At 73.1% G+C, this 13,864-nt stretch carries 12 protein-coding genes; 5 read left to right on the forward strand and 7 right to left on the reverse strand.

Annotated features, from left to right (window positions below; all coding sequences use genetic code 11):
- Positions 1–29: 29 nt before the first annotated feature.
- Entirely contained in the window at positions 30–677 is a 648-nt protein-coding gene (locus ACWDZ4_RS20855) for an HAD family hydrolase (RefSeq protein ID WP_451509895.1), read from the forward strand.
- Here the strand turns inward: ACWDZ4_RS20855 and ACWDZ4_RS20860 are convergent.
- Entirely contained in the window at positions 653–901 is a 249-nt protein-coding gene (locus ACWDZ4_RS20860; RefSeq protein WP_451509896.1) for a hypothetical protein, read from the reverse strand. The genes ACWDZ4_RS20855 and ACWDZ4_RS20860 overlap by 25 nt on opposite strands.
- A gap of 155 nt (positions 902–1,056) precedes the next feature.
- Here ACWDZ4_RS20860 and ACWDZ4_RS20865 point away from each other — a divergent pair, with 155 nt between their 5' ends.
- Positions 1,057–1,440 (forward strand): cold-shock protein, encoded by a 384-nt coding sequence (locus tag ACWDZ4_RS20865; protein ID WP_451509897.1) that lies wholly within the window; start codon positions 1,057–1,059, stop codon positions 1,438–1,440.
- Positions 1,441–1,506: 66 nt separating this feature from the next.
- Here ACWDZ4_RS20865 and ACWDZ4_RS20870 read toward each other — a convergent pair whose 3' ends face one another.
- From ACWDZ4_RS20870 to ACWDZ4_RS20885, 4 genes are read right to left on the reverse strand one after another with little or no spacing between them, the layout of a single operon-like run.
- Positions 1,507–2,358 (reverse strand): 1,4-dihydroxy-6-naphthoate synthase, encoded by an 852-nt coding sequence (locus ACWDZ4_RS20870; protein ID WP_451509898.1) that lies wholly within the window; start codon positions 2,356–2,358, stop codon positions 1,507–1,509.
- Positions 2,345–3,028: a futalosine hydrolase gene (locus ACWDZ4_RS20875; RefSeq protein ID WP_451509899.1), complete on the reverse strand. Its 684-nt coding sequence runs from the start codon at positions 3,026–3,028 to the stop codon at positions 2,345–2,347. Before ACWDZ4_RS20875 ends, ACWDZ4_RS20870 begins: the two co-directional genes overlap by 14 nt.
- 2 nt (positions 3,029–3,030) lie before the next feature.
- Entirely contained in the window at positions 3,031–3,525 is a 495-nt protein-coding gene (locus ACWDZ4_RS20880; protein WP_451509900.1) for a DUF2771 domain-containing protein, read from the reverse strand.
- A 27-nt stretch (positions 3,526–3,552) separates the two neighbouring features.
- Entirely contained in the window at positions 3,553–4,947 is a 1,395-nt protein-coding gene (locus ACWDZ4_RS20885) for an MFS transporter (protein ID WP_451509901.1), read from the reverse strand.
- Between the two features lie 387 nt (positions 4,948–5,334).
- On the opposite strand from ACWDZ4_RS20885, the gene ACWDZ4_RS20890 reads away from it, so the two are divergent.
- From ACWDZ4_RS20890 to ACWDZ4_RS20900, 3 genes are all read left to right on the forward strand, one after another.
- The gene (locus tag ACWDZ4_RS20890; protein ID WP_451509902.1) at positions 5,335–6,258 is read left to right on the forward strand and encodes a DUF3027 domain-containing protein; all 924 of its coding nucleotides are present in this window, start codon (positions 5,335–5,337) and stop codon (positions 6,256–6,258) included.
- A gap of 305 nt (positions 6,259–6,563) precedes the next feature.
- Positions 6,564–9,770 carry a sacsin N-terminal ATP-binding-like domain-containing protein gene (locus ACWDZ4_RS20895; RefSeq protein WP_451509903.1) on the forward strand — a complete coding sequence of 1,069 codons (3,207 nt, stop codon included), beginning with the start codon at positions 6,564–6,566 and terminating at the stop codon, positions 9,768–9,770.
- A gap of 107 nt (positions 9,771–9,877) precedes the next feature.
- A complete protein-coding gene (locus ACWDZ4_RS20900; protein ID WP_451509904.1) occupies positions 9,878–10,711 on the forward strand; it encodes a DUF5707 domain-containing protein in 834 nt (277 codons plus the stop codon).
- Between the two features lie 54 nt (positions 10,712–10,765).
- Here the strand turns inward: ACWDZ4_RS20900 and ACWDZ4_RS20905 are convergent, their stop codons facing one another.
- Both ACWDZ4_RS20905 and ACWDZ4_RS20910 read right to left on the reverse strand, forming a co-directional pair.
- Positions 10,766–13,234: an HAD-IC family P-type ATPase gene (locus ACWDZ4_RS20905; protein WP_451509905.1), complete on the reverse strand. Its 2,469-nt coding sequence runs from the start codon at positions 13,232–13,234 to the stop codon at positions 10,766–10,768.
- A gap of 68 nt (positions 13,235–13,302) precedes the next feature.
- Positions 13,303–13,674 (reverse strand): DUF2530 domain-containing protein, encoded by a 372-nt coding sequence (locus tag ACWDZ4_RS20910; protein WP_451509906.1) that lies wholly within the window; start codon positions 13,672–13,674, stop codon positions 13,303–13,305.
- Positions 13,675–13,864: the final 190 nt, after the last annotated feature.

The following is a 13,864-nucleotide window of genomic DNA, read 5'->3' on the forward strand; positions in this document are numbered from 1 at the left end:
GGGTGGGTCGCGGAGCCCCCGTAGGCACAATGGCCCTTATGCCCACTCACCTGTCCACGACCCCGCTGACGGTCGGCTTCGACCTCGACATGACGCTCATCGACTCCCGGCCCGGCATCAGGGCCACGTACGAAGTGCTCGCCGCCGAGACCGGCACGCACATCGACGCCGGCCTGGCGGTCACCCGGCTCGGCCCGCCGCTGGAGCAGGAGCTGGCGTTCTGGTTCCCCGAGGACCGCATCCAGGAGATGGGCGACCGCTACCGCGAGATCTACCCGACGTACGCGATCACGCCAACTCCCGCGCTGCCCGGCGCCCGCGAGGCGGTGGCCGCGGTACGGGCGGCGGGCGGGCGCGCCGTCGTCGTCACGGCGAAGCACGAACCGAACGCCAAGCTCCACCTCGCGCACCTCGGCATCGAGCCGGACGCGGTCGTCGGCTGGCTGTGGGCGGAGGCCAAGGCGGAGGCGCTGCGCGAGTACGGCGCCTCGGTGTACGTCGGCGACCACGTCGGCGACGTACGCGGCGCGCGGGCGGCCGGCGCCCTGTCCGTCGCCGTGCCGACGGGGCCCTGCGACGCCGCTGAGCTGCGCGAAGCCGGTGCGGACGTGGTCCTGGACGACCTCGCGGCCTTCCCCGCCTGGCTGAGCGGCTACTGCGAAGCGGCGCGTGCCTGACGGCGCTGCGCGGCGATCGACCTGAGCACTCCGGCGGCGGCGATCACGAAGCCGGCGCCCATCAGCATGCACACGGCGTACGCCACCGGGGGGAAGGGCTCCGTACCCAGGAAGAGCGGGGCCACGGTGACCAGTGTGGCCAGTGCGCCGACGAAGAAGACGACGGCTCCGGTACGTACCAGCCGGTCGCCGGGGCCGGCCTCGGACGAGGGGGTTTCAGTCATCACCTGACCAGGGTAGTTCCCTGCCCTGAGGAACCACCCGGCGACGTCTTGTCACCAGCCCCTGGACCATTAGCCTTGGTGGTGGCGGGTCCTACGACCCGCTGTAGTGCTATCCAGAGCCGTTTTCAACGACGAGTACGAGGACGAGGACAGACGTGCCTACCGGCAAGGTCAAGTGGTTCAACAATGAGAAGGGCTTCGGCTTCCTCTCCCGCGACGACGGCGGCGACGTCTTCGTCCACTCGTCGGTGCTCCCTGCCGGAGTCGACGCGCTCAAGCCCGGCCAGCGCGTCGAATTCGGTGTCGTGGCCGGTCAACGCGGTGACCAGGCGCTTTCGTTGACGATCCTCGACCCGACCCCGTCGGTCGCCGCGGCGCAGCGCCGCAAGCCCGACGAACTGGCATCGATCGTGCAGGACCTGACGACGCTCCTGGAGAACATCACGCCGGCGCTGGAGCGCGGCCGCTACCCCGACAGGGCGGCGGGCGCGAAGATCGCGGGCCTGCTGCGCGCGGTGGCCGACCAGCTGGACGTCTAGCCGGGGACCGGACAGCCGGGACCAGACAGCCGGAGATCGGACAGCCGGGGATCGGACAGCCGGGGATCAGACGAACTCCAGCGCGTCGGGGCCGAGGGGCGGTACGAGCCCCTCGGCCGCGGCGCGCGTGAGCAGTCCGCGCACCGCCGCGTAGCCGCTCTCGCCCAGGTCGGCGGTGAACTCGTTGACGTAGAGACCGATGTGCTGATCGGCCACCGCGGGGTCCATCTCCTGCGCGTGCTCCCGTACGTACGGCCGCGACGCCAGTGGATCGTCCCAGGCCATCCGCACCGACGTGCGCGCCGCGTCCGCCAGCTCGCGCAGCCGCTCCGCGCCCAGCGAGCGCTTGGCGATGATCGCGCCCAGCGGGATGGGCAGGCCGGTCGTGTCCTCCCAGTGCCCGCCCAGGTCGGCGAGCGAGTGCAGACCGTAGTCCTGGTACGTGAAGCGCGCCTCGTGGATGACGAGCCCCGCGTCGACCTTGCCGTCGCGCACCGCCGGCATGATCTCGTGGAACGGCATGACGACGATCTCGCCGACCCCGTCCGGCACGACATCGGCCGCCCACAGCCGGAACAGCAGGTACGCCGTCGAGCGCTCGCTGGGCACGGCGACCCGCTTGCCGGTGAGGTCGGCCCCGGGCTCGCACGTAAGGACGAGAGGCCCGCAGCCCCGGCCGAGCGCCCCGCCGCACGGCAGCAGCGCGTACTCCTCCAGCACCCACGGCAGCACGGCGTACGACACCTTGAGCACGTCGAACTCCCCGCGCTCGGCCATCCCGTTGGTGATGTCGATGTCCGCGAACGTCACGTCGAGCGCCGGCGCCCCCGGCACCCGGCCGTGCGCCCAGGCGTCGAAGACGAAGGTGTCGTTCGGGCAGGGCGAGTAAGCGATCTTCAGCGCGTCAGACGTCGTCATGTTCCTCATCCCGGTCTTCGTTCGGGTCTTCCCAGGTCTCGAGTACGGGCACGAGCTTCCCGAACGCACCGGTGAGCGCCTCCAGCGCCTCTTCGATGCGCCAGGCCGCCCGGTCGCGCGGCCCGACGGTGTTCGAGACCGCGCGGATCTCCAGCACCGGTACCCCGTGCAGGGCGGCGGCCTCGGCGACGCCGAAGCCCTCCATCGCCTCGGCGGCGGCGTACGGGTGCCGGGCGCGCAGCTCGGCGGCGCGGGCGGCGGAGCCGGTCACCGTGGAGACGGTCAGCACGGCGGCGGTGACGGCGCCGGTCGCGCCGGCCACGGCCCGTACGAGGGCGGCGGGCGGCAGGTGCTCCACGGCGCCGAAGCCCAGGGCGGTCACCGGGACGTAGCCGTCGGGGGTCTCGGCGCCCAGGTCGGCGGCGACGATGGCGTCGGCGACGACGAGGGAGGCGAGCGGGGCCAGGTGGCCGAAACCGCCGCCGATGCCGGCGGAGATCACGAGCCCGTACGGGCGGGCCGCGGACGCCAGCGCTGTCGCGGTCCCGGCCGCGGCCGCGGCGGGGCCGACCCCGCAGGCGATGACGTCGACGTCGGCGTCACCGGGGGCGAACGCGCGCGTGACCGCGTCCCGCTCGGCGGGAACCGCGGTCACGACCAGGACACGCATCGTCAGGAGGTCTTCTCCAGCTTGAAGTGCCAGATGCCGGTGAGCTTCTTGCCCTTGGTCTCGACGACGCTGACCTGCGCCTCGTCGGGGCTCGGCGCGCCCGGCTGCTGCTGTTGCTGCTGGGCGAAGAAGGCGCTGCCCGGGATGGTCCGGTACGTCTTCTTGAACGGCTCCTGCTCGGCCTGCTGGCCGTTGATGAAGAGCGTCCAGCCCTTGTCCGCGATCTCGGGGTCGACGCCGAAGCGGACCTTGTCTTCCATGGAGACCTTGACGGTCTTCTCGGCCTTCTTGTTCAGGCAGCCCTGGAGCAGGGACTCCTTGATCGCGGAGCCGTCGTTGTAGCACGCGGCCTCGGTGTGCACCGATTCCGTGCCGACCGTCACGGTCGCGAGCGGCGTCGGCTTGTCGCATGCGGACAGGACGAGGAGTCCGGCCGACACGGCACCGATCACGGTGGCGGTGCGGCGGGCCTTACCAGAGAGGAGCGCAACGGTCATGGGGCGAAGGCTATCGCCCGCCCCGCCTCACGCCACGCGGGGGTGCGGCGAGCCGCGCCGCGCCGCGCTCAGGAGGCCCCGTACGGACAGGGCCGCGCCGGTCGCGAGGAGGCAGGCGGCGACCGACATGCCGAGCGCGCCGTTCAGCGGCAGGGCGATCCCGACGGCGCCGCCCACCACCCAGGCCATCTGGAGCAGTGTCTCCGACCGCGCGAACGCCGACGTCCGCACCTCCTCGGGCACGTCCCGCTGGATCAGCGCGTCCAGCGACAGCTTGGCGAGCGCCTGGCACAGGCCCGCCGTCGCGCCGAGCACCGCCACCATCAGCCCGCCGAAGAACAACGCAGCGCAGACGGCCACGCCCAGCGTCAGCCCCAGCACCGTCGCGATGATCGCCTCGGGCCCGCGGTCCCTGAGCCACGCCCCCACCGCCGTCCCGCAGGCGTTGCCCACGCCGGCCGAGACGCCGACGACCGCCAGCGACACGGCGGCGCTCTGCCCGGAGAGCGGGTGCTCGCGCAGCAGGAACGCCAGGAAGAAGATCAGGAAGCCGGAGAGGGCGCGGAGGGCGGCGTTGGCCTGGAGGCCGTGGAGCACGGAGGGGCCGACCGTGCGCAGGCCGGGGCGGCGCGGCGCCTCCTGCTTCTGGTGGCCGTGGCCGGGCCGGTGCACGTACCCGTGCCCGTGTTCCAGCAGCCTGGCCTTCCGCTCGCCCTTCGCGGAGTCCACCTTGTGCGGCATCGTGAACGCCAGGAACGTACCGACGACGAACAGCGCGCACGCCCCGTACAGCGGCCACGCGGTCCCGACCTGCTGGAGCCCCACCCCGATCGGCGCGGCCGCGCCCGTCGCCAGCAGCCCGGCCAGGGTCACCCGCGAATTGGCCTTCACGAGGGAGAAGCGGGGCGGCAGGAGGCGCGGTACGACGGCGCTCCGTACGACGCCGTACGCCTTCGAGGACACGAGTACGCCCAGGGCCGCCGGATAGAGCTCGATCCCGCCCGTCGCCACCGCGCCCGACAACGCCAGCGCGAGCAGCGCCCGGGCCAGCATCGCGGCGGCCATCGCGGCCCTGCGGCCGTGCGGCACCCGGTCCAGGAGCGGGCCGATCACCGGGGCGAGGAGCGTGAAGGGCGCCATGGTGATCGCGAGGTAGAGGGCGACCCGGCCGCGGGCCTCGTCGGTGGGGACGGAGAAGAAGACCGTGGAGGCGAGGGCGACCGTGATCATGACGTCGCCCGCGCCGTTCACGGCGTGCAGCTCGATCAGCTTGCCGAGGCCCGACTCGCCCGCGCCCTGCGCGTGCGTGGCGCGGCGGATGCCCTTCGCCGTACCCGTGAAGGGCAGGTGGAGGGCGCGGCCCACCGCCCGGCCGGTCCTGCGCAGTGGACCGGATCCGTCGGACGAATTTGCGGCAGCCACCCCGCCATAGTGCCCCACACCTCCCCGGCCCGAACCTGAAACGGGGCGGACGGGGCCGATGAGCCGCCACTCCGGGCATTTGGGACTCTCTGCCGGGTCTCTCCCGGGCCTTCCGGTCCCAAACACGGCGTGCAGGTGGGACCGGGGCGGCAGAGGGGGTAGCGTGCGTAGCGCGCCACCGGCGGTTGTCCTCGGCCGCGCGCCTCTCCGTCATCCCGCAGAATGGGTGGTGGAAAGTGCGCCCGAGACCGAGACGAGTCGGGCGAGGCGTGGACGTCGACGCGGCCCTTCGGTCCGCTCCGCCCGCAGCTCGCACCTCGTATCTCGTACCTCGTACGGGCATCCGTTGGCGCACCCGTGAGACGGCGTAGGAGAGAAGCGAGACCTGTGAGTGCTGCGACGACGCGAAGCCGAACCCCTGACCGCCTGTGCGCCGAGGCGGTAGACCTTGCCCGTGAGGCGGCCGAGGAGGCCGCCTTCCCGGGGGTGGTCGGCGAGCATGTCTCCCTCTTCGCCGAGGGTGACCGGGTGGTCACCCACCTCTTCGAATGCAAGGAACCCGGTTACCGGGGCTGGCGCTGGGCGGTGACCGTCACCCGCGCCTCGCGGGCCAAGCTGGTCACCCTCAACGAGACGGTCCTCCTGCCGGGGCCGGACTCCCTGCTGGCGCCGGAGTGGGTGCCGTGGAGCGAGCGGCTGCGCCCCGGGGACCTGGGGCCGGGCGACCTGCTCCCCACCGAGGCGGACGACCTGCGCCTGGAGCCCGGTTACACGGGCGCCGACGCGCCGCCGCCGGACTCCCCGGTCTCGGAGGAGATGGCGCAGCTCGTCGAGGCGGAGGACGCCGAGGTCACGGGCGGTGCGCCGGCGGCGCTGCCGCTGGCTCCCGCGCGGGGTTCGATCGCGGCGGTCGCCGAAGAGCTCGGGATGCGGCGTGCGCGCGTCCTGTCGCGGTACGGGCTGCACATCGCGGCGGACCGCTGGGACGAGGCGTACGGAGCGAAGGCCCCCATGGCCCAGGCGGCCCCCGCCACCTGTGTCTCCTGTGCCTTCCTCGTGCCGATGGCCGGGTCGCTGCGCCAGGCGTTCGGCGTCTGCGCGAACGAGTTCTCGCCGGCGGACGGCCATGTCGTCTCGCTCGCCTACGGCTGCGGGGGGCACTCGGAGGCAGCGGTCATGCCGAAGCCGCTGCGCCCGCCGCCCCCGGTCCTGGACTCGATGGCCACGGACGTGTTCCCGCTCCGCCCGGACCCGGAGGGCGGCTCGGTCCCGGCCACGCCGGACCCGGCGGAGGACCTGGGCCACTCCTGACCCCGGGCGCCCTCCGGGCGTGCGCTCAAGCCCCCCGGACGGAGTCCGGGGGAGCTCGAGGACCGGGCCCGGGGCAGCGCCCCGGGCCGGGAAGGGGCGGGCGGGGTGGGGAACAGCCCCGCGCAGCGGCACACCCCACCGCACCCGGACCCGCACCGCGACGACCCGGCGGGCAGGCGGACGTCGCAGGTCCGTCCGCACGCGATACTTGCGCCGCGCAGACACGGGTAGGCGCCAGTTGACGAGATGAGCCGACCGGCGGGCAGCACCCCAGCACCCGTACCTCAGGACGAGCGGAGACAAGCGTGAGCGTCAGGGCCACCGACGAGGCAGACCCCTTCGGGACGGCGCGGCTGCGGCGTGGGGTGCTCGACGCGTGGAGCGCGAGCCCCGCCCGGTTCCGCGAGGACGCCAACGCCGAGGAGGACCTCGCCCTCGGCGGCTACCGGGACCGCCTCGTCGTCGAGCTGGCCCAGAACGCAGCCGACGCCGCCGCCCGCGCCGGCGTCACCGGCAGGCTCCGGCTCACCCTGCACGCCGCCACCGAACACGGCGCCCCCGCGATCCTCGCCGCCGCCAACACCGGCGCCCCCCTCGACGCCGCCGGCGTCGAGTCCCTCAGCACGCTGCGCGCGTCCGCCAAGCGGGAGTACGAAGCGGGTCCCGGCGGCGCGGTCGGCCGCTTCGGCGTCGGGTTCGCCGCCGTACTGGCCGTCAGCGACGAGCCCGCCGTCCTCGGCCGCCACGGCGGTGTCCGCTGGTCCCTGGCGGAGGCCAGGGAGCTGGCCGTGGACGCCGCCGGCACCGCGCCCGGCCTCGGTGAGGAGCTGCGGCGCCGCGACGGTCACGTGCCCCTCCTGCGGCTCCCGCTCCCCGCCGAGGGCTCCGCCCCCGAGGGTTACGACACCGTCGTGGTCCTGCCCCTGCGCGACGGCGGCGCCGTGGACCTCGCCCGGCACCTGCTCGACGCCATCGACGACGCCCTGCTCCTCACCCTCCCCGGCCTCGCCGAGGTGGTCGTCGAAACCCCGGACTCCACGCGGACCTTGACGCGGTACGAGCAGGACGCGTACGTACACATCGAGGACACCGCCCGCGGCGCCACGCCCGCCACCCGCACCACCCGCTGGCGCACCCTCACCCGCTCGGGAGCCCTGGCCACCGCCCTCCTCGCCGACCGGCCCGTCGAGGAGCGCCTGCGCCCCCACTGGTCCGTCACCTGGGCCGTGCCGGTGGACAGCGAGGGCGCGCCGCAGCGGCCCGCCACCGCGCCCGTCGTGCACGCCCCGACCCCGACCGACGAGCCCCTCGGCGTACCGGCCCTGCTGATCGCGTCGCTGCCGCTGGACACGGCCCGCCGCCACCCCGCGCCGGGCCCGCTCACCGACTTCCTCGTACAGCGCGCCGCCGACGCGTACGCCGAACTGCTCGGCGACTGGGAGCCGGTCTCCACCGGGACGGTCGACCTCGTCCCCGGGCCGCTCGGCAAGGGCGAACTGGACGGCGCACTGCGCGCGGCCGTCGTCGAACGGCTGCCCCGCGTCGCGTTCCTCGCGCCGGCGGCGCCGTCCGAGGAGTTCACCGCGCTGCGCCCGTTCGAGGCGGAGGTCGTCGAGGGCGCGGGCGCGGACACCGTCCGCGTCATGGCCGAGGTGCTGCCGACCCTGCTGCCCGCCGGGCTCGAACGCCGCACCGAGCTGCGCACCCTCGGCGTCGGCCGGCTGCCGCTGGGCGACGCCATCGAACGCCTCGCGGGCGCCGAGCGCGAGCCCTCCTGGTGGCGGCGGCTGTACGAGTCCCTGGCCGGTGTCGACCCGGACCGCCTGTCCGGTCTGCCGGTCCCGCTGGCCGGCGGCCGTACGGTGATCGGCCCGCGCCAGGTCCTGCTGCCGCTCGCCGGCGCGGACACGTACACGGGCACGGATACGCGCACAGGCACAGGCACAGGCACGGGCACCGGCGCGGACACCGCCGCCGCCCCCGGGCAGCTCACCCGCCTCGGCCTGAAGGTCGCCCACCCCGACGCCGCCCACCCCCTCCTCGAAAAGCTCGGCGCGCTCCCCGCCACCCCCCGCGCCGTCCTCACCACCCCGCAGGTGCGGGCCGCCGTCGCCGCATCCATGGACGAGGGCGGCCAGATCTGGGACGAGGACGCCCCCGACGCCGAGGAGCTGGCGGAGACCGTCCTGGCGCTGGTGCGCGACGCCGACCTGTCGCCCGGCGACGAGCCGTGGCTCGGCGCGCTCGCCCTGGCCGACGAGGACGGCGAGCTCTCGCCCGCCGGTGAACTCGTCCTGCCCGGCAGCCCGTTCGCTCAGATCATGCGCGAGGGCGAACTGGCCCTGTGCGACGCCGAACTGGCCGCCCGCTGGGGCGAGCAGCCGCTCACCGCCTGCGGTGTCCTGGCGGGTTTCGCACTCGTACGCGCCACCGACGTCGTCCTGGACCCCGACGAGTTCGAGCCGCGCGACGGTGACTTCGCCGAGCCCGACGACGCGGGCCTGCTGGACGCCGTGGACGTGTGGTGCGAGGACATCCTCGACCAGTTGCCGGAGACCTCCGTGCCGCCGGTCGCCACCGAGATCGTCGCCGTGCGGGACCTGGACCTGGTCGACGACGACAAGTGGCCGCAGGCCCTCGCGATGCTCGCCCGGCCGCCGCTGCGGGACGCGCTGACCCAGCCCGTGCGCGTCCTGCTGCCGGACGGGACGACGCAGTCCGTACGCCCGTACACCGCGTGGTGGCTGCGCGACCACCCCGTGCTCGACGGGCGCCGTCCGGCCGGTCTGCGCGCGGCGGGCGGCGACCCGCTCCTCGACGGGCTCTACACCTCCGCGGACGCGACCGGCTTCGACGACGAGCAGGTGCTGAGGGCGCTGGGCGTACGCACCTCCGTGGCCGCGCTGCTGGACGAGCCCGGCGGCGCCGCCGAGCTCCTCGGCCGCCTCGCGGACCCGGACCGTACGGTCACCGCGCCCCGACTCCACGCGCTGTACGGCGCCCTGGCCGACCTCGACCCCGAGCAGGTCACGCTCCCCGACGAGCTGCGCGCGGTCGTGGACGGTGAGGTGCGGGTGGTCGACGCTGCGGACGCCGTGGTCGCGGACGCCCCCGACCTGCTGCCCCTCACCGCCGGACTGCCGCTGCTGCCGGTGGCCCCGTCCCGCGCCGCCGACCTGGCCGAACTCCTCCAGGTGCGCCGCCTCAGCGAGTCGGACCGGGCCGAGGTGGACTCGGAGGGCGTGGAGCGCGAGGTTCCGGAAGCGGTACGGGCCCTGCTCGGCGACGCCACCCCGGCGACGTACGTCGAACACGAGGAACTCCTCGCGGGCGGCGTCGAACTGGACTGGCGCCGTACCCCCGACGGCGTGGTCCACGCGGCCACCCTGGAGGGCGTGGCGGCCGGTCTTGCCTGGTCGACGGGTCAGTGGCCGCGCCGCTTCGAGGTGGCGGCGCTGATCGAGGACCCGTCGCGCACGGAGGAACTGGCGCGCGATCGCTGGTTCGACTGATTCTCTGTTTACGAACTCTCTACGCTATCCCTACACTTCGTTCGACACTCAAAGATCCCGCCGGGGGGAAACACGGCGGGATCGCATCCATGTGGGGACTTACATACATGCGCATACGTGCCACCGTGGCCGCCGTTTCGGGCGCCCTGGCCCTGTCCGCCCTTGCCGTACCGGCCGCCCAGGCCGAGGACAAGTCGGACTACCGCGTCTCGCCCTTCGTCGCCAACGCGCCGCAGGACGAGATCGAGGGTGACATCAAGATCACGAAGGTCGTCGTCAACGGCGGCAAGAACATCGTGGTCGGCACCACCGCCGCGAAGACCTTCAAGATCGCCGTCACGGCCACCGACCCGTCCGGCATCGAGGGCGGTGACCAGTTCCTCTGGCACGGCGCCGCCTTCAACGAGAACGACATCGACGGCGCGCTCATCTCGGAGCAGGAGGAGGCGGACTGCGTCAAGGCCAGTGCCACCACCTCCACCTGCACCGTGACCGTGACGGTCGACCCCCAGCTCGACCTGTACAAGAACGCCCTGGCCGGCACGTGGAAGGTGTGGGCGTCCGTCTACGCCAGTGACGGCGACTACGTGTTCAAGGAGGTCGCCGGCACCACCCGCGTCCAGCGTTACGCGAAGCTGACGGTCAACGCCTCGCCCGAGCCGGTCGTGAAGGGCAAGACCATCACGGTCACGGGCAAGCTGTCCCGCGCCAACTGGGAGACCTCCGCCTACGCGGGCTACACCCAGCAGCCGGTGAAGCTCCAGTTCCGCAAGGCCGGCACCAGCACGTACACCACCGTCAAGACGGTGACCTCCAGCAGCACCGGTGACCTGAAGACGACCGTCACGGCGGCCTCCGACGGTTACTGGCGCTACTCGTTCGCGGGTACGTCCACCACCCCCGCGATCTCCGCGGGCGGTGACTACCTCGACGTGCGCTGAGCACCCGGGGCAGTAACCCCAGCAGTACCCCAGGCAGTACAGGCAGTACCCCCGCTACGCGGGAAAGCGGCGGCCGACCCGGTGCCACACCAGCTCCAGGGCGGCCGCCGCCACCGCCGCGATGCCCACCGCCGCCCACGGCATCGTCGTACCCACCAGCTTCAGCGCGAAGAAGTCCTGGAGCCACGGGACCACGAGTACGACCACGAAGCCGAGGCTCATCGCGGCCACCAGGCCGACGCGCCACCAGGTGTACGGGCGGGCGATGATCGCCAGCACCCAGACCGACACCAGGAAGAGCGTGAGCGTCGCCGTGCTCGTCTCGGCGGCCAGGGCCCCGGGGCCGGAGTAGTGCGACCGGGCGAGCAGGTACGTACAGAAGGTCGCGGACGCGGCGATGACGCCGCCGGGGACCGCGTACCGCATCACCCGGCGTACGAAGTCCGGCCGGGCCCGTTCCTTGTTGGGCGCCAGCGCGAGGAAGAACGCGGGCACCCCGATCGTCAGCGTCGAGAGCAGCGTCAGGTGGCGCGGCAGGAACGGGTACTCGACCTGCGAGCAGACCACCAGGATCGCCAGCAGCACCGAGTAGACCGTCTTCGTCAGGAAGAGGGTCGCGACCCGGGTGATGTTGCCGATGACCCGGCGCCCCTCGGCCACCACCGAAGGCAGCGTCGCGAAGCTGTTGTCGAGCAGCACGATCTGCGCCACCGCCCGCGTGGCCTCCGACCCGGACCCCATCGCGACCCCGATGTCGGCGTCCTTGAGGGCCAGTACGTCGTTGACGCCGTCGCCCGTCATGGCGACCGTGTGGCCCTTCGACTGGAGCGCTCCGACCATGTCGCGCTTCTGCTGCGGGGTGACCCGGCCGAAGACCGCGTTCTCGTCCAGCGCCCCGGCCATCTCCGCGCGCCCGGCGGGCAGCGTGCGGGCGTCGACGGTGTTCGCGGCGCCCGGCATGCCGAGCTTGGCCGCGACCGCTCCGACGGACACCGCGTTGTCGCCGGAGACGACCTTCGTTGCGACGTTCTGGTCGGCGAAGTACTGGAGGGTGGCGGCGGCTTCCGGGCGCAGCCGCTGCTCCAGGACGACCAGGGCGGTCGCGTGCGAGCCGTCCTCGGCCCGCGGGCCGTCGAGCCCTCCCGGGCCCCCGCCGACGCGGGTGAGCAGCAGCACCCGCAGGCCCTGTGCGTTGAGCAGATCGATCTCGTCGAGGTGCGGGTCGTCCCGCGGCAGCAGCACCTCGGGCGCGCCGAGCAGCCACGAGCTGGTGCTGCCGTCCTTCCCGGTGAAGCTCGCCCCGCTGTACTTGCGGGCCGACGAGAAGGGCAGCGACTCCGTACAGCGCCAGGAGCCGTCGTCCGGACAGGCGTCCTTGATCGCCTGGAGGCTGGTGTTGGGCCGCGGGTCCGACCCGCCCAGGGCGCCGAGCACGGTGCGTACGTACGCCTCCTCGGTGCCCGAGCCGTCCAGCAGCCGCACCTCGGTGACGTCCATGCCGCCCTCGGTGAGCGTGCCCGTCTTGTCGAGGCACACGACGTCCACGCGCGCGAGCCCTTCGATCGCGGGCAGCTCCTGCACGAGGCACTGCTTGCGCCCGAGCCTGATCACGCCGACCGCGAAGGCGACCGAGGTGAGCAGCACCAGGCCCTCGGGGATCATCGGGACGATGCCGCCGACGGTGCGCGCGATCGAGTCCTTGAAGCCGGTCTCCTTGGCGACCAGCTGGCTGACGACGAGGCCGGCCGAGGTCGGGACCATCAGCCAGGTGACGAACGTGAGGATCCGGTTGATGCCGTTGCGCAGCTCGGAGTGGACGAGCGTGAAGCGGGACGCCTCCTCGGCGAGCCGGGTGGCGTACGCCGCACGGCCGACCTTGGTGGCGGTGAACGCGCCGCCGCCCGCGACCACGAAGCTGCCGGACATCACCTGGTCGCCGGGGCGCTTGAGCACCGGATCGGCCTCGCCGGTGAGGAGCGACTCGTCCATCTCCAGGCCGTCGGTCTCCACGACCTCGCCGTCGACGACGGCCTTGTCGCCCGGTCCCAGCTCCACCAGGTCGCCGAGGACGATCTCCGAGGTGGACACCTCGACGGCGGTCCCGTCGCGGCGGACCTTCGGCCTGGCCCCGCCGATGACGGCGAGGCTGTCGAGGGTCTTCTTGGCGCGCAGCTCCTGGACGATGCCGATGGCCGTGTTCGCGACGATGACGAAGCCGAAGAGGCTGTCCTGGACGGGCGCGACGAAGAGCATGATCACCCACAGCACGCCGATGATCGCGTTGAAGCGGGTGAAGACGTTCGACCGGACGATCTCGGCGGCGGAGCGCGAGCTGCGCACCGGCACGTCGTTGACCTCGCCCCGGGCGACCCGCTCGGCGGCCTCGGCCGTGGTGAGCCCGGGGTGTCCCGCGGCGGATCTGGGGAGTTCCACGGGGTGTACGGGGTCGAGTTCGGCGCCCGCGTCAATCACGGGGCCGCCCGGCTCGGACCCGTCCGCGTCGACCTTCGCCCGCTGCGTCATGGTTCCGACGGTACGACCGGACGTGCGGATCGACCCGTCGAGCGGCCGGAGCTCTTCGCCTGTCCGGGTTACGCGTCCGGACCGGCGGCGCGGGTGCTCGCTCCCGCGGCCTGCGGCCCCGCGGCCTGCGGCCCCGCGGATTCCGCTCCGGCGGATTCCGGCCCCGCGGCCTTCGCGTGCTCGGCTTTCGCGTGCTCGGCCTCCGCGCGCTTGATCGCCGCTTCGCGCCCGCGCACGTACCAGATGCCGATCAGTCCGAGACCGGCGCCGGCCAGGCAGGTCCACACCCACCACGTCCAGCCGCGGTCGTCGAACCAGGCGTAGAAGGGGAGCTGTACCAGGAAGAGGGCGAACCAGATGAGCGTGCCGCCGACGACGGTGGCGACGACGGGCCCTTCAAGGGGCTCGGGTGCCTCGTGCTGGGGGGTCCACTTCGCCATGGGGACAGTGTAGGCGGCACCCGCACACGGGCGGCCGGGCCAGGCGGCCCAAGGGTCTACGCGCGGAGATAGCGATCTTTCCCTTATGTATTCATACTGAAACAGGTTTCGTCTGACTGGTTTTGTTCGTCTGAACATCCAATGTCGATCGCTTCCAGATGTATCCGACGTGCCCCTTGTCTGCCCTTTA

Source organism: Streptomyces sp. NPDC003016 (assembly GCF_053591455.1).

Excerpts from the sequence above, each read along its gene's own strand:
- ACWDZ4_RS20910 (WP_451509906.1), bottom strand. The coding sequence starts at position 13,674 with ATGGCGAAGTGGACCCCCCAGCACGAGGCACCCGAGCCCCTTGAAGGG.
- ACWDZ4_RS20855 (WP_451509895.1), top strand. The coding sequence starts at position 30 with ATGGCCCTTATGCCCACTCACCTGTCCACGACCCCGCTGACGGTCGGC.
- ACWDZ4_RS20870 (WP_451509898.1), bottom strand. The coding sequence starts at position 2,358 with ATGACGACGTCTGACGCGCTGAAGATCGCTTACTCGCCCTGCCCGAAC.
- ACWDZ4_RS20905 (WP_451509905.1), bottom strand. The coding sequence starts at position 13,234 with ATGACGCAGCGGGCGAAGGTCGACGCGGACGGGTCCGAGCCGGGCGGC.
- ACWDZ4_RS20880 (WP_451509900.1), bottom strand. The coding sequence starts at position 3,525 with ATGACCGTTGCGCTCCTCTCTGGTAAGGCCCGCCGCACCGCCACCGTG.
- ACWDZ4_RS20860 (WP_451509896.1), bottom strand. The coding sequence starts at position 901 with ATGACTGAAACCCCCTCGTCCGAGGCCGGCCCCGGCGACCGGCTGGTA.
- ACWDZ4_RS20875 (WP_451509899.1), bottom strand. The coding sequence starts at position 3,028 with ATGCGTGTCCTGGTCGTGACCGCGGTTCCCGCCGAGCGGGACGCGGTC.
- ACWDZ4_RS20900 (WP_451509904.1), top strand. The coding sequence starts at position 9,878 with ATGCGCATACGTGCCACCGTGGCCGCCGTTTCGGGCGCCCTGGCCCTG.